Raw genomic sequence first — 23,570 nt, forward strand, 5'->3', positions numbered from 1 at the left:
ATTAATATCTGTTAATTGCAACTGACATTTCTATATCATGTATCACAAACCCCGAACCCCGTATCCCGGAACTTAAATCCGAACTACATAAAAATGGCTATCAGCAAATACTAATCCCAAAATATTGAACTTTAATCCGGATTAAAGCCAATAAAAAAATCTATGATTATGCAACTGCGGGCGGCCCCCGGAGCTGAAAAGTGAACTTGGTCTGAGACCATATTTTTTCCTGAACAGTAATGGTCTGCTTTACCTGATGTGTAAAATGCTCAAATGTAAAACTGAATTCTTCAGGAACCAAGGTATGTCCTGTAGCCAGGAAATGACAGGCCAAACAGTCGCCCGGCTTTTCTTTGGCTGAAGTTTTGGCGATGGTGTTTTCTGCCTTCTTAAGATTGAAGATCTTAAAGTTATCGACAGCATCGTGGTGGTGAAAACTTTGGGAAAACAACGCAATGAAGTAGATCCCAAACAAAAGTTTGGAGATAAAACTCTTCAGATTTCTGCTTTCCTTAAAAATCATCCCGTAAAATTATAAAAATAATTTAAAGTTTTTAATTAAGTTTTTATTAAAACTGCTCAATACGTCGGAAAAAGTCTTTTTTGTTACAAAAAGGAGCTTTTGGCAATATCGTTATTTAAAAATCCTTCGACTTCGCTCAGGATGACATTGTAATTTTAACGTGTCATCCTGAGCGGAGCGAAGGATTTATTTATTATTTAATTAAAAATTAAGCCAGCTGAGACCCCAAATGCTCCCATTCCTGCAAAGCAACATCTAACTCTTCTTTAGCTTTATTGTACTTTTCCAAAGTTTCTTCAGAAGGATTTTCCCTGGAAAAAGAAGCTTCCATGGCTTCAATTTCGGCTTCAAGCTCAGAGATTTTCTCTTCTACTTTCTTTAATTTATTCTGAATATTCTTTTGCTCTTTGCTTACAATGGTTGAGGATTTTTCTTCCACTTTTACCTCTTTCGGAGCAGGTTTTTCATCAACTTTCACATCATCACTGTGAAGTTTTGCTTTTTCAGCAGATATTTCGCGAAGTGTTTCTTTTTGTCTGTATTCAAGATACTCACCTACGCTTCCAAGGAATTCTTTCATTCTTCCGTCACGGAATTCGTAGATTTTATCACAAAGTCCGTCCAGGAATTCCCTGTCGTGCGAAATCACGATCAAAGTCCCTTCGAAGTTCTGCAAAGCCAGTTTAATAATCTCCTTGGACTGAATATCAAGGTGGTTGGTAGGCTCATCCATAATCAACGTGTTGAACGGACGAAGCAACAGTTTACATAGGGCCAGACGGTTTCTTTCCCCTCCGGAAAGCACTTTTGTCTTCTTGGTTACTGCATCTCCCTGGAAAAGGAAAGATCCCAGAAGGTCTCTTACTCTTGGTCTGGTTTCTTCCGTCGCTGCATCTTCTGCTTCTTCCAGAACGGTTTTATTAGGAGTCAGTACTTCTTCCTGGTTTTGGGCAAAGTATCCGATGTTCACATTATGTCCCAGGTTCCAGGTTCCTGTATAATCTTTGATATCTCCGGCAAGAATTTTGGCTAAAGTGGTTTTTCCCTGTCCGTTCTGTCCTAAAAGGGCAATCCTATCGCCTCTCTGAACGATGAAGTCTACTTTATCAAAAATCTGTTTATTGCCGTAAGCTTTTCCTAAGTTTTCTGCCTCGAAAATAACTTTTCCGGGAACCATAGACTGCACGAAACGGATATTGAATTTGGAAACGTCTTCGTTATCCACTTCAATACGCTCAATTTTATCTAATTTTTTAATAAGTGACTGGGCAAAGGATGCTTTTGTAGCACTCGCACGGAACTTATTAATGTTGTCTTCCATCTGCTTAATCTCTGCGTCCTGGTTCTTTTTGGCCTGAATCAGTTTTTCACGGCGTTCTTCACGCATTACCAGATATTTGGAATAGTTGGCTTTATAATCGTCAACTTTTTTATTGTTGATATCAAAAGTCCTGTTGCAGACAGCCGTCATGAACTGCTTATCGTGGCTTACCAGAACAATGGCTCCGGGATAATCTTTCAGGAAGTTTTCCAGCCAGATGATAGATTCCATATCCAGGTGGTTGGTAGGCTCATCGAGAAGCATGATATCATTCTTCTGAAGCAACAGCTTGGCCAGCTCAATTCTCATTCTCCATCCTCCTGAAAATTCATCTGTAATTTTATGGAAATCATCTGCTTTGAAGCCCAGACCAAATAATATCTTCTCCATATCACCTTCCAGATTGTAGGCGTCATGGTTCATCAGAAGGTCATTCAGCTCTGTCATTTTATTGATCAGATCCGTATAGGAATCACTTTCATAATCGGTTCTTGTTGCCAACTGGTGATTAACTTCTTCCAATTCGGTTTTCCATGCATTAATCTGCTCAAAAGCCTGCATGGTTTCATTCCAAACGGTTCTTCCTTTTACGAAATCAAGATCCTGTTTCAGGAAACCGATGGTTACATTTCCTTCAGGGACAACACTTCCTTCATAGAAATTAATTTCTCCGGAAAGCATTTTCAATAAAGTGGATTTTCCGGCTCCGTTTTTCCCAACGAGTCCCACTTTATCATCCTTTTTAATGGTGAAATTTGTATTTTGAAACAGATAGTTTCCTGAATGATGTAATCCTAAACCTTGAACCGAAAGCATTTTATTAAATAAAAATTAAGTGAATGAATAATGAATTTTCGGGTGCAAAAGTACGGAAAAAGAAATGAATAGCGAGAAATAACTGAAAGGTGAAGAGGCAGAAGGGTAAAACCGCGGAAAGGTAAAAAGGCAAAGAGGCTAAGAAACCCGAATAATGAGGTATATGCTTACTAATAATCATTACGGTTTCACCATTTTACCATTTTGCTTTTTTGCTATTTCGCCATTTTGCTTTTTCACCAAAAAGGAGTGCCCATACAGACACCCCTCGCAACCTAAATTTAAAACTGAAAAGTACTTGTATATTGATTTAATTCTGTTCCGAAACAAAAGATTTTATCCCGATAGTACGGCTCCAGATATCATTATTGGGAACATTGGTTCCATACATAAAATCTACCACAAAACTGTCCTCGGGAAGATGCAGCTCGGTGAGGAACCTGGTCTGAATGCCCTGGTCTACGGATGTACTGCTGGGTACGTTAAGGCCCATGTTGATAAGTTCCGCTTCTATTTCACCGGCCGACTTCTGCAATGCATCATGGTGGTACATTCCGAAGTTAGCTGAAATATGGGTATAGTCTGCAAAACCGGCATAATCATAATGAGGTTTCAGAGCCGGTAAAAAGCTTTTTACATAAACTGAAAGATTTTCCTCAAAATCTGCCAGAAAGGGATCATCCAAAATTTCAAGACCTGAATTGGTAAGATCCGTACTGAAAATTCCCGGTGTTACATTATTGGTTTCCGCCAGCATGATTCTCCCGTATACAAACGGCAGCGTATTCAGGACCAGTGCCCTGGAAACATAGGCCTGGGACAGCACAAGTCCCTTTTCGACCTGAAAATCCGAAAGCAGCTGATCCCATATTTTATTTCCCTCAGCGTCCGTTTTTGTATTTCTTACGTCTGAAACATAATTCTGTAAATCACCTGCATTAATAAAATCTGTAGAAACATATACTGACTGAGGTGCCTGCAGGTACCCTCCGCCCACATCGGCATGGGCTCCCGGAACAAAGATTTCTTTCCATACAGCTCCTCCGGTTTCTGTTTTGGTATCCTGCATATTCTTTGAATTCTCAAAAAAACCGGTAAGCGGGAAAAAGAACCGGCATTCATTGATGGCGCATATATGAAGAGCATTTTCCACCTGCTGGGGCAGAGCCATATCGTAGGTATTGAAAGGCTTTGATTCAACGGTATCAAAAACGCCCAGAAATTTTATGCTGACATTTGCCGTGGGATAATTCGCGACAAGCTGGTTACAAAATTCTCTTGCCAGCATACTTCCCCTGCTGAATCCATAGATATAAAAATGATAATCAGTATTTTTGTTATTCACCAGATTATCTACGAAAGTATTAGCTTTCTGCAGTTTGTCATCTGCAGAATATCCCTGGGCATCCGGAGGATTTAGGCAGGTAGCCATAGCAAAATTGCTGTCTTCGCTGCCGGTAACGGTTCCTATTCCTTCAATATATATTTTGTAGTTCCCATTGAATATATTGAACAGTTTGTAAACATTCGTCGGGGCACCTTTATAGCTTTCATTATTGTTTGAAGGCCTGTTTGCCGAACCTGCATTGATCCCGTTATTTCCGGTTCCGTCAAAAAAATTCCGACAGGTAATATCATATTATTTTCCATCGCTGTGTTTGCTTTAATCATTGAAAGTTTTCCGTAAAAGCTTCATTTTGTGATTCTGCCATAAAAACTTATCTCCAAATTAACGGAAGAAGGAAAAGCAATACTAGCGTGAAAAATACCAAATAAAAAATTCCGTATTTCTACGGAATTACATTTTATCCAGAGAATATATATTGTTTACAACGGCATAGATGACGATACCCACAGTATTTTTTGCCCCGATTTTTTCCAGGATGCGCTGCCGGTGGCTTTCTACCGTTCTGGGGCTGATGAATAGTTTTTCTCCGATCTCATTATTGGTATATTCCTGGCAGATCAGCTTCACTACGTCTTTTTCCCTTTCGGAAAGCTCGTCTTCCATTTCAAAAAGAGATTTCTTTTTTGCGGTACTGTTCATGTAGGTAAAGAGCATCTGATGATCTTCTGCCGTAAAGAAAACTCCGTTTTTATGCACCATCGTAATGGCCTCAATGAAGGTTTTCCTGTCCGAATTTTTAGGAAGAAAGGCAGAAACGCCTAATTTTACCATATATCCTAAAATGGAGGTTTTGTAATGGGAAGAAAGGATAATAATTCTGAGTTCAGGGTATTTTTCTTTGAGAGCTTCCACCAGCTCAAAACCGTTCATAGGCTGCATCTGCACATCTACAAGGGCTATTTGAGGGAATTCATCTTCGGAAAGGGTTCCGAGCTTTTCAATAAAATCCGGGCCGTTATTGGAAGTAAGACATACGGATATGTTTTTTTCGTTGGAAAGCAGCATTTTCACCCCTTCAAGGATCAGCTGTTCATCATCAATTAAGGCTATTTTTATTTGGGAGTTCATGGTTTCTTGGAATTAAAATGATTAGACGGCTTCCTTTATCCGGGGCACTTTTCCATTTATGGGAAGCATTCATAGATTTTATCCTGGATTCGATGTTTTTGATGCCCATTCCTTTTTTAACTAGATCATAATCAAACCCCTGTCCGTTATCAGAAATAACAACAGCCATGTGCCGGGGATAATCTTTGATGTAGATCCAAAGGTCCGAAGCGGTAGAATGTTTGATCACATTGGTTGTAAATTCCTGAATGATCCGGTACAGCTGCACTTCTACAAAAATATCTTTTTCTCATACCCGGGCATGACCTTCAGAGAAATACTGATCTTATGCGAAAGATTGGCAATAAGCTCTTCTACATAAAGCACAAATCCTACAGATTCAAGATTGACAGGATATAATGAATGGGAAATACTTCTGGCCGCATCAATTAATGATGACATCTGGCTGTAAATATTCTTTTTGATGACATCATCTCCCTGTGTATCAAGGTTATTCAGCCACAGGGAAAGGATATTGAGCCGGTTTCCGATATCGTCATGGATCATCACGGCTATTCTTTTTCTTTCTTCTTCCTGGGCCTTGATATTTTCAAGTACCAGGTTTTTCTGATGAAGAACCTCGGCTTCATGCTGAGCATTTTTTCTTTAATGATCCTGCTGATAAATGACCTGTAAGCCAAGAGAATAAACGAAACTATAACGGTTATGGTAACAATTATAAGGATCAGCAGGCTAATATTTAAGGTTACTTCTTTAATTTGATGAAGGTGTATAAAAATGAACAATATAAAATACCTGACAGAATATTATTGGCACTAAGAATAATATAATAATCATCTTCTGAAAGGTCTGCAAGCTGGTGCTGGATGATAAAAATAAATACCGAAACGGAATAGTAGAAAAAAATTCCCGCATCTGCAAAAAGAAAGCGGTTCTGTGCAGAAACGCCTCTGATTTCACGGATCAGGGCAAATCCCGAAAGGCAGATAATTATGATATTTGATATTACTTTTACAATATCACTGTTGAACGGATAGTTAAATACATATTTCGATATCATAAATCCACAGGCCAGCAGCGCTGTAATTCCCAGAAAGTATGGAGAGAGGTTCAGTTTTCTGATAAATAAAGCAGTAACCAGAAAAAATTCACCTGCTATGTATAAAGGATACAGGAACGAGGTATCGTTAAGATTGAAGACATAAGGCAGAACCAGGTTCAGCAGCTCAATCAAAAAAAGAAAAGCAATACAGTGAAAATATTGCTTTTCTTTATTATTCAGTATACGGTATTTTGCTGCTCCCAAAACTATAACGGATAGAAGCAGAGCATAATTCAGGAATAAAATGGCTTTAAAAAAATCTGTCATTCCTATCTATCCTGTATATTTAAGATCCAAGTTCAGGAATACGGCAGACAGGCGGACACGGTTTCGCCCAGTCGTAGGTATTGGAAATAATACTTTCACTGCTTCCCTCCTGTAAAAGCTCATGGAAAGAGATGAAAATCAGCGTTACCAGCATTCTCTGATAAATATCATTGTGTCTGAGCCCAAAGAGCACTTGATCCCGATCACTTCAGGATAAGGATGGGTAAGATCCTGCATAGGAATATAGAATCTTCGGAAAACTCTTTCTCCGCCGAATTCGGTGCATTCACGGTAGAACCATTCCATTCCTTCATTTCTCCAGCGTTCAATAGCATCTACAGCTATATCCTGGTCCAGAACCGGCTGCTCGGATACCGGGAAAGAGGTACTGGTATTATCATCCACTTTGGTCAGGTTGCCGGAAAGAACTGCATTCTTGGTCACAGAAAATTCTTTGGTTTCCTGCAATCTCAGATCATATTTAAGCGGACATAAAACAGTGTACTGGTATTCGGTAACGCTTTTGTCAATATGCCCCTGTGCATCCAAAGGAAGGAAGATCAAAACCATTGCGCCGTTGTATACGCCGACTTCTGCACAGACGTCCACATATTTATTCTGCTGCTTGATTTTATCAATCTGTCCTGAAGAAAGTTCGAAAATGTAGTTGGTAGGAATTAAACTGGCAATTTTGGAATAATCCGACACGTATCTGCCCCATTCGGCAACGGCCAGTTTGTAATCGTTCTCGTTCATAAGTTCATGGTTTATTTAGTTGCATAAAATTATACAAACTAAACATCCTGCACAAATAATCGCATCATAAATTTATTATTTGTAAAATAAATTTAATCTTAAGGATTAAAAATTTTCCAGATTACAATGAGGTTTTGGACTGTTCGGCAGATCAATAATTCCTCACTGTGACGTGATAACAGCTCTGCTGCCTTTCTTTGATGTAATAAATTTTTCCGGCATTGGCATAATATTTTAAAACCTTCTCCAGTGCCGTTTCCATTTTCGGATTATATTTCAGCACATCATTAAACCTGATATAAGAAATGTCAAATGAATTGCCGTAGTTGTGGGAACTGATCCCTAAAGAGGCATTGGAATTGACTCTCCTGAGCCTGCACTGGTCTTCTAATGTTCTTGTGATAGATGATACGGTAAAAGTATGACCTTTAGTTTCTTTGCTGAATCTGGCGCCCATTTTTTCAAGAGTAGCTTTCGCTTTGGAAACCATGTAGGGCCTGCTGTAATCCAGTTTTTGAACACGATAGCCTTTCCCGCTTTTTTTATTTTGTGAAATTTCCCGCCGGATATATATTTCTGTACTGTTTTGGAATCTTTCAGTAATTTTACATTAAAGCTTTTGGATGCATCCAGATGCGGTTTGTACAGAGCAGTAGGTTCTACTTTCATTACAGTTGCAAGGTCATAGCAGGGGAATGCTTTTTTGCTGCCTGCGAATAATAAAAGCTATACATAAAGGGCACAAAGGCTACACAAAAAAACTTTCTCATTAACCACTCTTTTAAATTACTAATCGAAAGATAAACATTTATGAGATATCATTCAACCCACGAATAATGTCTTCTTAAAAAATTCCCAACAAACATCAAACCAAATTACCAAATACATAATGTTATCTTAACAAATCTTAAAAGTTTTTTAAATTTTATCTTTTAATTTTAAAATTTAAATTTTACATTTGAGATGCATTTAAATAATAAACATATGATAAAAAAACTTTTTGCTGAATTTTTCGGCACATTTTGGCTTGTTTTTGGGGGTTGCGGAAGCGCAGTATTTGCTGCCGGAGTTCCCGACATCGGTATTGGCCTTTTAGGGGTTGCATTAGCCTTTGGTCTTACGGTTCTTACAATGGCATATGCTGTAGGGCATATTTCCGGAGGACATTTCAATCCGGCCGTTTCTTTCGGACTTTTGGCGGGAGGCAGATTCTCGGCTAAAGATCTTATCCCTTATGTTGTGGCCCAATGCCTTGGGGCACTTCTTGCAGCAGGATGCCTGTATGTTATCCTTAGCGGTTCCGGAGCTGTAGATTTTTCCAAACCGGGAGCTTTTGCAACGAACTTCTACGGAGAAGCAGTTTATAATGGAAAAGCTTTCAGCATGGGAGCGGCATTCCTTGCTGAGTTTTTATTGACAGCTTTCTTCCTGATTGTTATTATGGGAGCTACAGACAAATGGGCTAACGGTAAGTTTGCCGGTATTGCGATCGGTTTGGCTCTTACCCTGATTCACCTTATTTCTATTCCTATTACCAACACTTCGGTAAACCCGGCAAGATCGCTTTCACAGGCTGTTTTCACGGGTGGGCTTGCGATGTCTCAGCTTTGGCTGTTCTGGGCGGCGCCTATTTTAGGAGGAATTACAGGAGGTTTGATCTACAAATTCTTACTTCAGAGAGATACTGCTGAAGTTACCGATTAATATTAATTTTGATCTTTATATAAAATCCTGTCAGGCGGCAGGATTTTTTTATGGGCGAAAATTATTTCTCTTCCGAGCTTACATTTACAGAAACACAATGCAGAAGTTTTTATTTAACCTGAGTTCGGGTTAAGACATTTTCGTTTGTATAATAAGGTGGGGAAGTTTGAAGCCGGAAGAGGGAAGTTAATGAAGTCCAAAGACAAAAAGATTCCACGGTTTTATTATTTTTTTACTCCGGTTCAACAAATTTAAGGGTTGATATTTAATATCATTGTTCTAATAGTAACTTCCAGTCTCTCTCTTCCAGCTCCCAACCTTTTAATCTTGACTTCTTATCCCGAAATCAGGTTATTTAGCTTTTTTGATGTCGAAAGGATTTTTAAAGATAAGTTCCTCATGCTTCCCTTTGATCTCCAGTTTACGTTGTAATAGGTTCAGGGCCATTTTGCGGATAAAAAGATCTTTGTCATTCAGTTTCCAGTAGGAATCTTCGTGCACTCTTTTAGGTTTGCGTATGAGATAAAACTCGGTTTCCCAGGTATCGGCATTGTGGTAAAATTCGATAATTCCGCAATGTTCCGGAATCACAGCATGATCTATCATTCCCATCGGAAGAAGAAAGCTGAAAGCATTGCACATATAGTCACCGCATGAAATCTTATCATGCTTCAGGAATTTCTCACCGGTATCTTTATTGAGGTATGATTTTTTGAAATCATTTTTAAAATCACTTTTTGAAAGTTTGATCTCAATTTCATGACTGAATCCATCCGCATCTATGAACAGCATATCCGCTTCCCAGTCGGCCTGGAAATAATTCGTCAGTACAATTTCTTTTTCGAAATCACAATGGGAATGAATGTATGCGTGAACAAGTTCTTCTATTTTCAGCATTACAGCTAATTTTTATGTTGTTACCTGCTATCAGGAAACCAATAAACTACATCCGCGGATATCGGAGTGATCTATTCTTCCCAATACCTGAAATTTATCTCCCGGAAGGGTTTTCCCTAAATCCTGGGTAGCAATAAAGCAGCACGAATGGATATTGGCGAGATCTATAATATTGATGGCCCCGGTCCGGCCCTCTTTTTCATAGGAAAAAGGATCTTCTGCATTCCGAACCAAAATTTTCATCCAGTTTGGAGACTGATATTCGTTATTTCCCAGGGAATATGCCTGTGAAAGCAGCTCTGTCATTGAATATTCTGAATAAATTTTCTCAGTTTTAAAACCATCCTGAAGGATTTTCAGAAGCTCGTCCTTGGTCATTTCTTCTTTTCTGCCTTTCATTCCGCCGGTTTCAATAACGATCAGATTTTGGGATCCGAAAATTGAAAGTCCCATAGATTCAACGGAATCAAGGAAGTCCAGCAAAGCAAATGATACCCCGAAAAGAATAACTTTTTTGTCTTTTAAATCATTCAAAAGCTGAAACAGCTCAGCATGATTGTAAAGAAAATATCCGTTCTCAGGTTTTCCCGATTTTTTCATGAGATCGTCTACCATGTAGATCAAAGAAGAGTTCTGCTTCTCCAGATAGCTTGGAAGCAGGCCAAGAAATACAAAGTCTTCGGGCTTCCCTATAAACTGTTCAAAACTTTTAGAAATGCTTTCTTCATAGAGCCCCGGATCTGCAATAAAGTGTTTTGAAAGATTCATCTGGGTCGTTCCTGAGCTCTGAAAGAACAGATCTGCCGTCGCATTTTTATCTAAAATCTGATGTTTTTTAAACATCTCGATCGGCAGAAAAGGAATTTTCGCCAAACTATTCACCTCAGCCGGATTAATTTTCAGAAAATCCACAAACTTTCCATATACCTCAATATGGTCATACTGGTAACGAAAAGCTGCCAATGATGCTTCCAGAAAATCCTGCTCTGTCCGAATATCGAATATATTTTTCAATTTTTAAAGACTATTTTAAACCAATTAAATAACTGAAAATAAATCAGTTACATTAATAGTGTATTTTTTTTAATATTTTTTTAATCGAAGAATTCTACTTTGGTAAACTTCTTGCAATTACTTAACCGGAATATGGATTAAAAACAAGAGTGAACTTCGGTTCATTCGAAAATTACCTCTCTCAGGGGTAATTTTTTTTGTCCCGTCTGCAAAAGTTTTCAGCTCAAAATCCTTTTCAAAAACCCCGTAAGTGAAGTAAGAGATCCAGTCGCCAAGGTTGATGTATTTTGCTTTATGTTCCAGGTCCAGTACCATCGGAAGATGGCGGTGGCCATAGATAAAGTAATCCAGTTTCTCGGACTTCAGTTTTTCTTTTGAATAGATAATAAGAAACTCTTTATCTTCACCCAGGAATGCTTTGTCTTCTTCTCCGGAGATCATTTTATTTTTCTGGGAAAGATACAGGGCCACTTTCATGGCAATATCGGGATGAAGCCATTTAAAAAACCATTGTGCCACAGGATTTGTGAACAGTTTTTTCATTCTTTTATAGCCCTTATCACCCGGTCCAAGACCATCTCCGTGAGCGAGAAGAAACTGCTTTCCCCCATCTCAAAATACTGTTTTTTGTAAAAGACGGTACATCCTATTTCTTCTTCCAGGTAGTCTTTCATCCACAAATCATGGTTTCCGACAAAAAAATAGATATGGATTCCCCTGTCTTTCAGCTCGGCTATTTTCCCGAGAACACGTACATACCCTTTGGGGATTACATGTTTCCATTCGTGCCAGAAATCAAACAGATCACCCATTAAAAACAAAACCTGTGCATCTTCCTTGATCTCGTCCATCCACCGGATGAATTTCTCTTCGCGCATCTTACTTTCCTTAGGATTGGGAGCGCCAAAATGCTGGTCTGAAGCAAAATAGACTTTTTTTCCAGGTTCTAAATTAATGATCGTTTTTAACACCGGTCTGAGTTTTATTGTACATTACTGTTACTTATTGTCTTCTGCGAACCATTCTCCATAGGAGTTTTCCGTTTCGTGAAGTTTAAGGTAGGCCAGGGAAACCTCAGCCGGAAGTTTCGATTTTATTTTTGCTGCAATAGCATACAGCATATTCTCACAGGTAGGCTGAAAACTGCAGTAAATTACTTTGTGACCTTTATTTTCAAGATCTTCCCCAAGTTCTTTATGAGGAGACAGTGCATTAACAAGAACCGCATGATCCCAGACATCCACGATTTCAGATTTCACGATACTTTTGATATCTCCAAAATCCACCACCATCCCGTTTTTGGGATTCTCCAAATCATTAACGGGTCTTCCTTTCACCGTTACAAACAGCTTATAGGAATGTCCGTGCATATTTTTACATTTCCCATCGTAATTGTACAGCACATGGGCTGTCTCGAATGTGAAAATTTTTGTAATCCGTATCATAGTGCAAAGATAAGGCTTAAGTTTGAAATTAATTATTTTAGCTTTGATTTAAAATTACAAAATGGATAACGATAATATGGATGCTGAGTTCAAAAAGGCTCATCATTTTATAAGAACCTATCTTGGAAAAGACCATATCTATACGGATGAGGAAATTCAGGAGCAGGAAAAAGCCAACAGATTTGATTATAAATTTATTCCGGATCTGGATTTTCGTGAATACCTTGAACATGTTTCTCTGGAAAACCATAGAAATAGTAATTTCATGGCCGCTTATCCGGTAATTGTTAAAGATGATCAGCATTTTCTTCATTTTAAAAATCAGTACCATCCTTTTTCTGTCCTGCGGGAATATCACAATCTTCTGTATCAGGTAAATTTTAACATCAATATGTGTTCTCAGCCTTTTGATCATTTTTTTGATAAAAATTACTTTCACCTGATGGGAGTGATGGACTCTAAAAATAAAAGCATTCTGATCCTTCCGTATTTTAATGAAATAAGATATTATAAAGAGTTCAGTGTATTTTGCGCTTCCATGTTTCCTGACGATGAGGAAGACTCTAAAAATTTTATCAAGAAACTATTTTATTTTGACACAAAAGGGCGTTTTATAAAAGAGGAAAAAGGATATATGCCCAACCGTATTCCGGGTATTGCATTTAATGAAAAGGAGAATGTTTTCACTGATATCAATTTGCAGTTTGCTGAGAAAATACATTCTCACACGGTTTATACTATCGAACAGGAAAGAAGATTCAGCCTCGTTAACCATCAGAATGAATTTTTAATTGATGGATTTTATGAAAACATATTTGTTAATGATACTTTAGATTCTGCCTTAACTCAAAGCGAAAATAATATCTGTCTTCATTTTTTTACTGATAAAACCAAAGTGAAAATCACAGAAGGTCAGATGGTTGATCAAAAAACTCATGGGTACGCTTTTTTGATGGTGATAAGAAATGGGGTACTTTGAATAATTCCAGTATTGAAACAGACCCTAAATATGCTTACCTGGACTGGACAAATAATCCTACAAAACTAAAAGCATTTAAAGGAGATTTCTCATGGACCTTCAATGACGAATTTGACGAAATCAGTCCGAAAATTACTGGTGATAATGAAGACCTGTATACCAGTGCCGGCCTTAAGTTAGGAAAGGGTAAATGGGGAATTATCAACCTTCAATCAGAAATAATAATTCCCTTTGAATATGAATGGATAGAGGAGCTGAATCCCGATTTATATCTTGCTAACAAAAATGGAAAAGTATATAAATTCGATCTGTATAATGAATACAGCGACTGGAAAAAACCGGAAGAATATCCTGATGAGCATGCCGTAGCAGGTGGAGAATGGTATTTGCTGGATCTGTACGGAAATATCATCAAAGAGATTAGCCTTAAGGAAGTTAAAGAATTATATGATTTGAAAAGCACTAAAGATTTAGAAGAATTTAAAGCAAACTGTGGTGTATTGGCTTATAAGTTCTGATTGGAATGGACCAGCCGCTTAGTACGGCAATTTAAATTGATAGCTTGGAAAACGCACAATTATTGTGAAAGCTTATCCAGCCAGTTACTTTCCAGTCTTTTAATCTTCTGGGTTTTCAGATCAACCAATACCCAAAGCGTATCTGAATCCACTACAAGCTGATCATTACAGTAAAACTCAACTTTTCTGGGTTGCCTGATGCCTTCAGGAGGTTTCGGATAGGTTTTAACGGTAAGTATATCTCCGAGATAGACTTGTTTTTTGTATTGAATATGATGATCAACAAGCATCCAGATATCTTCGGGATAATCTGTCTTATCCTTTACTTTTTCCCAGTGCTCGCCTGCCATTTCTTCTACCCAGTGTACATACTGCACATTATTGACATGGCTGTTCTGGTCTATATGCTCTTTTGTTACCTCAATCTGTTTTTGATAAATTAAATTCATTGGTATTTCGTCTTCATTGGTAGTCAAAGATATGGACTTTAAAGTTTTAAACATTCATCAAAACAAAAAACCTTCCCAAAACTGAGAAGGTTCACAACTAAAATTTATGTATATGGAAAATGATCAATGAAACTGTGCCGTTTCTGTAGAGTCTTTCATCGCTACTGTTGTAGAAGAGCCGTTGGTCACAACATTCTGAACTTCATCAAAATATCCTGTACCTACAAACGACTGGTGTTTTACCGCCCTGAAACCTTTCTGCTGAAGGGCAAACTCACGTTCCTGAAGCTCGGAGTACCCAGCCATTCCTCTTTCTTTATAAGCTAAAGCAAGCTCGAACATCGCTGTATTCAGGGCATGGAAACCTGCCAGTGTGATAAACTGGAATTTGTAGCCCATTTTGGCAAGTTCTTCACGGAAATTCGCCATTTCTTCCACACTAAGCCTTGCCGCCCAGTTGAATGACGGTGAACAGTTATAAGCCAGCATTTTTCCAGGAAACTGAGCATGGATGCCTTCGGCAAATTTTCTGGCCTGCTCCAGATCGGGATTGGAGGTTTCCATCCAGATCAGGTCTGCATACGGAGCGTAAGACAATCCTCTGTCAATTCCCTGCTCTACTCCGTTCTTCACTACATAGAAACCTTCGGAAGTTCTTTCTCCGGTTACAAATTTTTTATCCCTGTCATCAATATCCGAAGTCAGAAGATCTGCAGCATCGGCATCTGTTCTCGCAATAATGATGCTTGGCACACCCAAGACATCAGAAGCCAGACGGGCTGCAATAAGTTTGTTAATGGCTTCCTGAGTAGGAACCAACACTTTTCCTCCAAGGTGACCGCATTTTTTGGCTGAAGAAAGCTGGTCTTCAAAATGAACTGCCGCGGCTCCTGCTTCAATCATTTGCTTCATCAGCTCAAAAGCATTTAAATTTCCACCGAATCCGGCTTCTGCATCTGCAATAATCGGAACGAGATATTCTTTATTCCCATTTCCACTCACCGACTGGACCTGATCTGCCCTCAGTAAGGCATTATTAATTTTTTCACCACAGAAGGCACTGAATTGGCAGGATACAGTGACTGGTCAGGATACATTTCCCCTGAAAGGTTGGCATCCGCAGCTACCTGCCATCCTGAAAGATAAATAGCTTCCAGTCCGGCGTCTACTTCCTGCACCGCCTGGTTACCTGTTAAGGCGCCAAGTCCGGCTACATAATTCTGGTTATTCAGCTTATCCCAGAATTTTTTGGACATTTCTGTTGCAATGGTATAATCAATCTTGTAAGAACCGCGCAGTTTTAATACTTCTTCAGCGGTATACGTTCTTTTTACTCCATTCCAGCGAGGATTATTCAGCCAATCCTGTTCTATAGCATGGATCTGTTCTTGTCTTGTTTTCATAATATTTGGATTTATTGTTTATTAGGGATTAGGTTGTAGGTTGCAGGGATTAAGTGAAAGTTTATGATAAATTGTAATAGGATCTTTTCTTTTTTTACCTATAAAATCTCTTACACTCACACTCTCTTACTCAATAAAGGGATAAGCCTTTAAAGTGAGGAATTCCTCGAATTTTTCCGCAAATACCAGTTCATTGAAAAGCTCTTTTGCAAGATTGAATTTTCCGTTTTTGAAACGTTCTTCACCTACATATTTTTCAATATTTTCGATTTCTTCAGCCTCCCATTGAAGGATCATTTCACGGGTCAGGACCTGGCCGTCATCCAGTTTTGCTTCATTTCTCAGCCATTGCCAGAGCTGCGTTCTTGAAATTTCGGCAGTTGCCGCATCTTCCATCAGGTTGTAAATGGCTGCTGCGCCAGTTCCCATCAGCCAGCTTTCCAGGTACAGAATACCGATATTGATATTTTTTCTGACTCCTTTTGCTGTAATTTCTCCTTGTGGAACTTCCAGAAGGTCATTTTCTGTAATATGATATTCGAATTTTCTATCAATCTGATTCTTTTCAGGCATATAACGATCAAAAACTTCTTTCGCAACAGAAACCAAAGCCGGATGCGCTACCCAAGTGCCGTCATGACCATTGTTCACTTCTCTTTCTTTGTCTTTTCTTACTTTTTCAAAAGCAGCGTTATTCGCTTCATCATCGTTTTTCACAGGAATCTGGGCAGCCATGCCTCCAATAGCATGAACGTTTCTTTTATGACAGATTTCAATGACTCTTTTTGAATAGGCACTCATAAAAGGTGAAGCCATGGTTACCTGATCTCTATCTGGAAGCAAAAATCCGGGAAGGTTCCTGAATTTTTTAATGAATGAGAAAATATAGTCCCATCTGCCACAGTTCAGGCCGGCACTGTGTTCTTTTAGTTCAAATAAGATTTCATCGATCTGGAACGAAGCTGTAATCGTTTCAATCAAAACAGTAGCTTTAATGGCTCCTGAAGGAATTCCCAGGTAGTTTTGGGCAAAAACAAAAACATCATTCCACCAGCGGGCTTCTTTATAATGCTCCAGCTTAGGCAGGTAAAAATAAGGACCGCTTCCGCTTTTCAGCAGCTGCTCTGCGTTATTGAAAAAGTAAATTCCAAAATCAGTCAGCGAGCCTGAAGCTTCTTCTCCATTGATCTCCATATGCTTTTCCGGAAGATGCAATCCTCTCGGACGAACCTGCAGCACAGCTGTTTTTTCATTAAGCTGGTAAGATTTTCCGTTTTCAGCCGTAAAATCTATGTTGCGCCTTACTGCATCCGCCAGGTTAATCTGTCCCTGAATACAGTTTTCCCAGGTAGGCGAGCTGCTGTCTTCAAAATCGGCCATAAAAGTCCTGGCACCGGAATTCAAAGCATTGATGATCATTTTGCGGTCTACAGGCCCTGTAATCTCTACTCTTCTGTCGAGTAAATCATCCGGAAGCGGCGCGCAAGTCCAGTTACCGTTTCTCACCTCTTCCGTTTCCGGGAAGAACCCGGGAAGGTTTCCAGAATCGAAAAACTGCTGTGTATTTTTTCTTTCTTCCAACAGATCTAATCTTTTTTGATTAAAATGCTGGTGAAGGGTAATTAAAAAATCAGTCAATTCCGGAGTAAAAACCTCCTCAAACTGCTTATCAGCTTTTATTTTCAGTTGTGTCTTTGTTTCCATAACCTGTTGATTTTGTGATTTAATATTACAAACATAAATAAAAATATTCACAAATAGCGAACGTTCGCTATTTTTTTTAAAAATTATTATGCGAATAATCGCAATCATTCTTTATATTTGATTATGAATTCAGAAAGTGATTATATCAAAACAGTATTCGGATTGAAGCTGAAACAGCTGAGACAAAAGAAAAACTGGTCTCTGCAGGATCTTGCTGTAAAGACCGGACTGTCCAAATCTTACCTTAACGAAATTGAAAACGGAAAAAAATATCCGAAGCATGACAAGATCATCCTGCTTTCTGAATCACTGAACTGTACTTTTGATGAGCTGGTCTCTACCAAGCTGGATAAAAGCCTTGCCCCATTTAACGAAATTCTGCAATCGGATTTTTTCAAGGAAGTACCGCTGGATCTTTTTGGTATTAATAAAAACAACCTGATCAGCATTATCAGTGATGCTCCCAAAAAAGTAACCGCTTTCATCAATGCCCTCATTGAAATTTCCCAGAATTACAATCTTGGAAAAGAACGTTTTTATTTCGCCGTGCTTCGGTCTTTCCAAGAGCTTTATGATAATTATTTTCCTGAAATTGAAGAGAAAGCAAAAGAATTTATTAAGCAAAACGGACTTGACATCAGCAAAGACCTGAGAGCTTCCGTACTGGAAAACATTCTTACTGAAAAATTCAATTACAACATAAGATCTGAAGATTTCGTACAGTTCGGCGCTCTGGATAATCTGCGTTCCCTTTTTATCCCGGAACAGAAACTGCTGCTTTTGAACGAAAAGCTGGAAAAAGACCAGCGAACATTTATTTTAGCTAAAGAGATCGGATTTAATGTTTTGGAATTAAAAGTCCGTCCAAACACCTATTCGTGGTTGGATTTTGGAAGTTTTGAGGAAATACTGAATAATTTTTATGCTTCGTATTTCGCCGGAGCCCTGCTGATCTCTAAAGAAAAGACGGTTGAAAAAACAACAGAATTCCTCCTTCAACATACATGGGAGCCGAAAAGCTTTGAAGAACTGATCGAAAATTTCACAGATTCCCCTGAAACTTTTTATTACAGGCTCACCAACCTGCTTTCTTCCGAATTAGGAATCAAGGATCTGTTTTACCTGTGTCTGGTCAAGAAAAAAATTCGGATAAGATCCAGATTCTAAAGGAGCTCCACCTGAACCATCAGCAGGCACCCCATGCAAATGCAACCAACGAACATTACTGCCGAAGATGGATCGCTGTGAAAAACCTGCATCATTTAAAAGAAAATGAAACTCTTACAGATGCCCAGATCTCCCATTATAAAGACCAGGGAGTAAGCTATCTTGTAATTTCAACCTCACAGAGGAATCCGTTTTCAGATGGCAGCAACAGAAGTTACTGTCTTGGAATTTTATTGAACACGCAGACCATTAAAAAGATTGGTTTTGTAAAATCGCCGACCTTAAAGACGATTAATGTAGGAGTAACCTGCGAATCCTGCAGTATTCCTGATTGTGAAGTAAGGCAGGCACCACCGGTACGTCTGGAAAAGGAATATTTTAATCTTAGCATGAAGAATGCGATTGAGAAGATCAGGAAGCAGATGATAGTGGATAATGAGTAATGAGTAATGAATTGTGAATTGTGAATTGTGAATTGTGAATATGTGAAGTTAGAAAGCAGGGGTCTAATCTAAATTTCTTATATCTTTATTCTTTAATTAAACACACCAATGATACTAGATTTATTTTTCCCAAACCGCTGTATAGACTGCAACCGGATCATTGACGGAGATCTTTTAGTCTGCAGCTTATGCTTTGAACAGATTCATTTTACCCATTCTGATTATTTCAGCGACACTGTTATCAAAGAAAAATGCAGGCTCCTGTTCCCTGTCGAAAGAACTTATGCTTTAATGAAATTCGAGGAAAATGGTTTAAGCCGAAAACTGATCCATGAGCTGAAATACAAAAGCAGAGAAAATGCCGGGAAAACTCTTGCTGAATGGACAACAGAACGGCTTGACTTTAAAAACGAACAACCGGATCTTCTGGTTTCCGTTCCGCTTCATCCCAAAAAATTGAAGGAAAGAGGTTATAATCAGCTTCATTTATTTACAGAAACTCTGTCAGAATTTTATACCATTCCTTTTGATCATGAGCTGGTACAGAGAAATCATTATTCAAAAGCACAGGCGTTAAAAGACAAAAAGCACCGTCTGGAAACAGTGAATCCTTTTTCTCTCTCAAAACCTATTTCAGGGAAACACGTCCTTTTAATTGATGATGTTTTTACAACGGGAAATACGGTTTCGTCAATTGCCTGGGAAATTTTGAATGCGGGAGAGAATAAGGTGAGTGTTCTGGTGATGGCTGTGGATGCGTGATGAGCGTTTCGGGTTCAAAGTTTAAGGTTTAAGGTTTTATGTTCCGGGATTCGGGATTCGGGTTGGGAGTTAGATCAATTTATAGACATCTGAATTGAATATTGTAATGCCAACCTGAAACGCGCAACTCGGAACTCGAAATCCGAAACTCAATAGTCTTTCATCTTCCGATTCTTTTTCCTAATTTTCCGGTAAACTATTGATCATGAAAAACCTGCTTTTACTTCACGGTGCTTTGGGACACAGCGATATTTTCAAGCCTTATGAAAAAGAGCTGTCAAAATATTTTAACATCCATACCCTTTTATTTTCAGGTCATGGGAATACAACACTACCCGAAACCGGTATCAGCATTGAAAAGTATACAGAGGAAATAAGAGATTATCTACAGAAAGAAAATCTAAATGATGTTTGTATTTTCGGGCACAGTATGGGTGGTTATGCTGCATTGTGCTATGCTTTAAGGTATCCTGAAAGAATTAATTCCATCATGACTCTGGGAACAAAATTCGACTGGACTGAGGAACAGGCTTTGAAGGAAAGTAAAATGCTTGATCCGGAAGCTATTCTTTTAAAAGTTCCGCAATATGCTGAACAGCTGGATAAGCAACATGGTTCAAAATGGAAGCAATTATTGCCTGCGGTTGCAGATCTGATGGTTTCCCTTGGAAGAAATCCGGTCCTGAATGAAAGCAGTCTCTGGGCTATCAATATTCCTGTGCAGATCATGACCGGGGACAAGGATAATATGGTCAGCATTGAAGAAAGTGTAAGTGCCTATAAAAATATCCCGAATGCAAAATTGGCCATACTTCCGGATACGAAACATCCTATGGAAAAAGTACGGCCCAATTTATTATTTGATCTGATGAAAGACTTCTGGAATCTTTCGTTGTAGTTATCGCTGTAGTTTTTCACCGTAGCTTAGATCTCCGGCATCACCAAGTCCTGGTGTGATATATCCTTTTGAAGTCAGGCCTTCATCAATGGCTCCTACCCAGATTTTTGCATCAGGATAAGCTTTTTCAATGGTTTCCACTCCTTGTCTGGAAGCAATTGCGGCTACAATGTGCAGCTGGGTCGGTGTTCCATTAGTCAAAAGATCTTTGATGGCCTCAATCAGTGAAGCTCCTGTTGCCAACATGGGATCTGCAACAATTAAAGGTCTTCCTTCGATATTCGGACAGGTAAGATAATCCTGCTTGATGGAGAAATAATCGTTGGCGTCATGTTTTCTGTACGCAGCCACGAAACCACAGTCTGCCCTGTCGAGATAGCTTAGAATTCCTTCAAACAAAGGCACTCCAGCCCTCAGGATAGTGGTGATTACGGGTTGAACCGCTATTTCCTGAACTTTAATCTTATCTAAAGGAGTCTGAATCTCCACTTCTTTATATTCCAGCCCTTTGCTGATCTCAAAAGCAGCAATTTCACCAATACGTTCCATATTTCTACGGAATCTCATTCGGTCATGCTGGATGTCTACATTCCTAAGCTCATTGATCCAGGAGTTTATTAAAGAAGATTGTTTGGAAAGTTCTGTTACCATAGTCAATTTGATAATGTGATGATATGATGATGTGATAATTGTTGAATCGATTAATATTTCTTGGCAGATGAAATTATTTTAGATAATAGTTTTTGGATACTTAGTAACTGTAGTTTTAAAGCAGGATCAAAGCTGTAATTTTCAGAATTTTCACACAACAATAACCAGTACTCTGTTTCTTTGGCTTCTTTGTCTGCAATTTTCAGTTTATGAATAAAATCCGCTCTGCTTTCAGCACTCTGTGCCTCAAAAATATTAGCTCCAACTGATGTTCCTGATTTCAAGAGCTGATTTGCAATTACAAATTTCCTGCTGCTTTCAAGTAATTCAGTATATTTAATGATGTCCAGTGAGAATCTGATACTTAAATTTAAAATTTCATTCTTCTTTTCCATATCACAATTGGCACTAGCACATCATCAAATTAACTTATCTGCAAATCATCTATTTTTGTCTGAAATACACCTCGATCGGAACTCCGGTGAATCCGAATTCTTTTCTTAATTGGTTTTCAGTAAATCTTTTGTACGGTTCTTTTACATACTGTGGCAGGTTGCAGAAAAATACAAACTGCGGAGACGGTGTAGGAAGCTGTACACAATATTTGATTTTAATATACTTCCCTTTATTAGCCGGCGGTGGTGTCTGCTCAAAAATCGGAAGCATCACTTCATTTAATTTTGAAGTTTTGATCTTCTTTTTACGGTCTTCATAAACTTGCATAGCTACTTCCACAGCTTTCAGGATTCTCTGCTTCGTTAAAGCTGAAACAAATAAAATAGGAATATCGTTGAACTGTCCGATTTTATCTTTAATCACTTTTTCAAAATCACGCATCGTATTGGTCTGCTTGTCTTCCACAAGGTCCCATTTATTTACCAGAATTACAATCCCTTTTCTGTTTTTCTGAGCCAGCCCGAAGATATTCATATCCTGAGATTCCCATCCCAGTGTAGCATCTACCATAACGATTACCACATCAGAATATTCAATAGAACGGATAGATCTCATTACGGAATAAAATTCCAGATCTTCGTTCACCTTAGATTTTCTTCTCATTCCAGCTGTGTCAACCAACACAAACTCGTGACCGAATTTATTGTAAAGCGTCTGAATACTGTCTCTTGTAGTCCCGGCAATATCGGTTACAATATTTCTTTCCACATCCAGCAAAGCATTGGTCAGAGTAGATTTACCTACATTCGGACGTCCGGCGATGGTAATTTTAGGTAATCCTTCAAAAGGGTCTTTATATTCCGTTGTTGGAAAATCTTTAACGATATCATCCAAAAGGTCTCCGGTTCCTGAACCTGTAGCGGAAGAAAGTGTATAATATTTATCGATACCCAACTGGTAAAATTCTGTAGCAGGAAGTTCTTCTTTTGCTGAATCTACTTTATTGATTACAATGTAGATCGGTTTGTTTGATCTTCTTAAAAGACGATAGATCTCATGATCGGTATCAGTGAGGCCTTCTTCTACGTTCATCATAAAAATGATAGAAGTAGCTTCATCCACTGCCAGCTGAACCTGCTTACGGATTTCTTCTTCAAAAATATCATCCGTTCCTACATCATATCCGCCGGTATCTATAACTGTAAAATCTACTCCGTTCCAATCAGATTTCCCGTAATGACGGTCTCTGGTAACACCCGCTGTAGAATCTACAATGGCTTCCCTTCTTTCAAGTAAACGATTAAAAAGTGTGGATTTTCCTACGTTGGGGCGCCCAACGATTGCGACAATATTTGACATAAAAATGTTTAATAAATGAAATTATTAATGGGTATCTCCAACTTTTGGAGCCCAATTTTTTTTGCAAAGATAAGATTTTATTATTTAGGTGTTAAAATCTGCTTCTTATAAAAAATATTTTGAAGAAAAACCGGTTTTGTATTTTATTAAAAATCACCGAATTATACATTAGCAAAGCTTTTGTTACTATCGAACTATGAAAAAACACTTTTTTCAATAAAATATTTTTTATAATTTCGCGCCACTAAAATAACAAAGACCCATGGTGTAGCGGTAACACTACTGATTTTGGTTCAGTCATCTGGGGTTCGAATCCCTGTGGGTCTACAAAAAAGCAATCAATTGAATTTTAATTGATTGCTTTTTTATTTCAGCTAAATTTTAAATACTATATCCTGCACTTTACTATAAAGGAGAACCAAATAAAAGACTTTTTATAACGCCAGTTGTCAGCATAATTAAAAAGAAGAGCAAAAAGTAAGTGAAAAAATTTACCAATTGTTTTTTATTATTGTTATTT

Annotated in this window: 25 protein-coding genes, 1 tRNA gene and 2 pseudogenes; 8 read left to right on the forward strand and 20 right to left on the reverse strand. The window is 38.4% G+C overall.

Translation table 11 applies throughout. The features are described from left to right. Positions 1 to 166: 166 nt before the first annotated feature. The 10 genes from N4G44_RS16525 to N4G44_RS16570 all read right to left on the reverse strand — a co-directional run bounded on the left by N4G44_RS16525 (position 167) and on the right by N4G44_RS16570 (position 7,751). On the reverse strand, positions 167 to 523 hold the full coding sequence (locus N4G44_RS16525; RefSeq protein ID WP_474928421.1) for a hypothetical protein: 357 nt from the start codon (positions 521 to 523) through the stop codon (positions 167 to 169). Between the two features lie 208 nt (positions 524 to 731). After that, positions 732 to 2,660, reverse strand: a complete 1,929-nt coding sequence (abc-f, locus tag N4G44_RS16530) for a ribosomal protection-like ABC-F family protein (protein WP_474928422.1) — start codon at positions 2,658 to 2,660, stop codon at positions 732 to 734. Positions 2,661 to 2,970: 310 nt separating this feature from the next. Continuing rightward, positions 2,971 to 4,293, reverse strand: coding sequence for a T6SS phospholipase effector Tle1-like catalytic domain-containing protein (locus N4G44_RS16535; RefSeq protein WP_474929015.1), 1,323 nt, complete (start codon positions 4,291 to 4,293; stop codon positions 2,971 to 2,973). Between the two features lie 165 nt (positions 4,294 to 4,458). Then, entirely contained in the window at positions 4,459 to 5,136 is a 678-nt protein-coding gene (locus N4G44_RS16540; protein ID WP_474928423.1) for a response regulator transcription factor, read from the reverse strand. After that, entirely contained in the window at positions 5,105 to 5,404 is a 300-nt protein-coding gene (locus N4G44_RS16545; RefSeq protein ID WP_474928424.1) for a sensor histidine kinase, read from the reverse strand. The genes N4G44_RS16540 and N4G44_RS16545 overlap by 32 nt, the downstream gene beginning before the upstream one ends. Positions 5,405 to 5,406: 2 nt before the next feature. After that, positions 5,407 to 5,682 carry a hypothetical protein gene (locus N4G44_RS16550; RefSeq protein WP_474928425.1) on the reverse strand — a complete coding sequence of 92 codons (276 nt, stop codon included), beginning with the start codon at positions 5,680 to 5,682 and terminating at the stop codon, positions 5,407 to 5,409. A gap of 199 nt (positions 5,683 to 5,881) precedes the next feature. After that, complete coding sequence (locus tag N4G44_RS16555; protein ID WP_474928426.1) at positions 5,882 to 6,505, reverse strand: hypothetical protein; 624 nt, start codon at positions 6,503 to 6,505, stop codon at positions 5,882 to 5,884. Positions 6,506 to 6,524: 19 nt separating this feature from the next. Next, positions 6,525 to 6,659, reverse strand: coding sequence for a hypothetical protein (locus tag N4G44_RS16560; protein WP_474928427.1), 135 nt, complete (start codon positions 6,657 to 6,659; stop codon positions 6,525 to 6,527). Continuing rightward, on the reverse strand, positions 6,650 to 7,261 hold the full coding sequence (locus tag N4G44_RS16565; protein ID WP_474928428.1) for a hypothetical protein: 612 nt from the start codon (positions 7,259 to 7,261) through the stop codon (positions 6,650 to 6,652). The genes N4G44_RS16560 and N4G44_RS16565 overlap by 10 nt, the downstream gene beginning before the upstream one ends. A 151-nt stretch (positions 7,262 to 7,412) precedes the next feature. After that, complete coding sequence (locus N4G44_RS16570) at positions 7,413 to 7,751, reverse strand: DUF5715 family protein (RefSeq protein WP_474928429.1); 339 nt, start codon at positions 7,749 to 7,751, stop codon at positions 7,413 to 7,415. Positions 7,752 to 8,245: 494 nt separating this feature from the next. On the opposite strand from N4G44_RS16570, the gene aqpZ reads away from it, so the two are divergent. Beyond that, complete coding sequence (aqpZ, locus tag N4G44_RS16575; RefSeq protein ID WP_394359171.1) at positions 8,246 to 8,965, forward strand: aquaporin Z; 720 nt, start codon at positions 8,246 to 8,248, stop codon at positions 8,963 to 8,965. Between the two features lie 351 nt (positions 8,966 to 9,316). Here the strand turns inward: aqpZ and N4G44_RS16580 are convergent, their stop codons facing one another. The 4 genes and pseudogenes from N4G44_RS16580 to N4G44_RS16595 form a co-directional block, all read right to left on the reverse strand. Next, complete coding sequence (locus N4G44_RS16580; RefSeq protein WP_474928430.1) at positions 9,317 to 9,862, reverse strand: hypothetical protein; 546 nt, start codon at positions 9,860 to 9,862, stop codon at positions 9,317 to 9,319. Positions 9,863 to 9,892: 30 nt separating this feature from the next. Then, the gene (locus tag N4G44_RS16585; protein ID WP_474928431.1) at positions 9,893 to 10,876 is read right to left on the reverse strand and encodes a LuxE/PaaK family acyltransferase; all 984 of its coding nucleotides are present in this window, start codon (positions 10,874 to 10,876) and stop codon (positions 9,893 to 9,895) included. 117 nt (positions 10,877 to 10,993) lie between these two features. Continuing rightward, positions 10,994 to 11,847: pseudogene (locus N4G44_RS16590) on the reverse strand (UDP-2,3-diacylglucosamine diphosphatase). A gap of 27 nt (positions 11,848 to 11,874) precedes the next feature. Continuing rightward, positions 11,875 to 12,321 carry a 6-pyruvoyl trahydropterin synthase family protein gene (locus N4G44_RS16595; protein WP_040998146.1) on the reverse strand — a complete coding sequence of 149 codons (447 nt, stop codon included), beginning with the start codon at positions 12,319 to 12,321 and terminating at the stop codon, positions 11,875 to 11,877. Positions 12,322 to 12,382: 61 nt separating this feature from the next. On the opposite strand from N4G44_RS16595, the gene N4G44_RS16600 reads away from it, so the two are divergent. Continuing rightward, positions 12,383 to 13,300: a hypothetical protein gene (locus N4G44_RS16600; protein WP_474928432.1), complete on the forward strand. Its 918-nt coding sequence runs from the start codon at positions 12,383 to 12,385 to the stop codon at positions 13,298 to 13,300. After that, the gene (locus N4G44_RS16605) at positions 13,297 to 13,818 is read left to right on the forward strand and encodes a WG repeat-containing protein (RefSeq protein WP_474928433.1); all 522 of its coding nucleotides are present in this window, start codon (positions 13,297 to 13,299) and stop codon (positions 13,816 to 13,818) included. Before N4G44_RS16600 ends, N4G44_RS16605 begins: the two co-directional genes overlap by 4 nt. A gap of 59 nt (positions 13,819 to 13,877) precedes the next feature. Here N4G44_RS16605 and N4G44_RS16610 read toward each other — a convergent pair whose 3' ends face one another. From N4G44_RS16610 to aceB, 3 genes and pseudogenes are all read right to left on the reverse strand, one after another. Then, the gene (locus N4G44_RS16610; RefSeq protein WP_474928434.1) at positions 13,878 to 14,267 is read right to left on the reverse strand and encodes an acyl-CoA thioesterase; all 390 of its coding nucleotides are present in this window, start codon (positions 14,265 to 14,267) and stop codon (positions 13,878 to 13,880) included. Positions 14,268 to 14,390: 123 nt separating this feature from the next. After that, a pseudogene (aceA, locus tag N4G44_RS16615) lies at positions 14,391 to 15,670 on the reverse strand (isocitrate lyase). Positions 15,671 to 15,796: 126 nt separating this feature from the next. Further along, positions 15,797 to 17,374, reverse strand: a complete 1,578-nt coding sequence (gene aceB / locus N4G44_RS16620) for a malate synthase A (protein WP_474928435.1) — start codon at positions 17,372 to 17,374, stop codon at positions 15,797 to 15,799. A gap of 123 nt (positions 17,375 to 17,497) precedes the next feature. Between aceB and N4G44_RS16625 the strand changes: the two genes are divergently transcribed. From N4G44_RS16625 to N4G44_RS16640, 4 genes are all read left to right on the forward strand, one after another. Beyond that, a complete protein-coding gene (locus tag N4G44_RS16625; protein WP_474928436.1) occupies positions 17,498 to 18,541 on the forward strand; it encodes a helix-turn-helix domain-containing protein in 1,044 nt (347 codons plus the stop codon). After that, positions 18,499 to 18,984, forward strand: a complete 486-nt coding sequence (locus tag N4G44_RS16630; RefSeq protein ID WP_474928437.1) for a short-chain fatty acyl-CoA regulator family protein — start codon at positions 18,499 to 18,501, stop codon at positions 18,982 to 18,984. The genes N4G44_RS16625 and N4G44_RS16630 overlap by 43 nt, the downstream gene beginning before the upstream one ends. A gap of 108 nt (positions 18,985 to 19,092) precedes the next feature. Beyond that, positions 19,093 to 19,746, forward strand: coding sequence for a ComF family protein (locus N4G44_RS16635; RefSeq protein ID WP_474928438.1), 654 nt, complete (start codon positions 19,093 to 19,095; stop codon positions 19,744 to 19,746). A gap of 205 nt (positions 19,747 to 19,951) precedes the next feature. Further along, positions 19,952 to 20,644, forward strand: coding sequence for an alpha/beta fold hydrolase (locus tag N4G44_RS16640; protein ID WP_474928439.1), 693 nt, complete (start codon positions 19,952 to 19,954; stop codon positions 20,642 to 20,644). Here the strand turns inward: N4G44_RS16640 and upp are convergent, their stop codons facing one another. From upp to der, 3 genes are read right to left on the reverse strand one after another with little or no spacing between them, the layout of a single operon-like run. Next, entirely contained in the window at positions 20,645 to 21,295 is a 651-nt protein-coding gene (upp, locus tag N4G44_RS16645; RefSeq protein ID WP_474928440.1) for a uracil phosphoribosyltransferase, read from the reverse strand. Positions 21,296 to 21,345: 50 nt separating this feature from the next. Next, positions 21,346 to 21,690, reverse strand: coding sequence for a four helix bundle protein (locus tag N4G44_RS16650; RefSeq protein ID WP_474928441.1), 345 nt, complete (start codon positions 21,688 to 21,690; stop codon positions 21,346 to 21,348). Between the two features lie 49 nt (positions 21,691 to 21,739). Then, positions 21,740 to 23,050: a ribosome biogenesis GTPase Der gene (der, locus tag N4G44_RS16655; protein WP_474928442.1), complete on the reverse strand. Its 1,311-nt coding sequence runs from the start codon at positions 23,048 to 23,050 to the stop codon at positions 21,740 to 21,742. Between the two features lie 256 nt (positions 23,051 to 23,306). On the opposite strand from der, the gene N4G44_RS16660 reads away from it, so the two are divergent. Then, positions 23,307 to 23,377 (forward strand) — tRNA-Gln (locus N4G44_RS16660). Positions 23,378 to 23,570 lie beyond the last annotated feature (193 nt).

Source organism: Chryseobacterium sp. GTID13 (assembly GCF_056172655.1).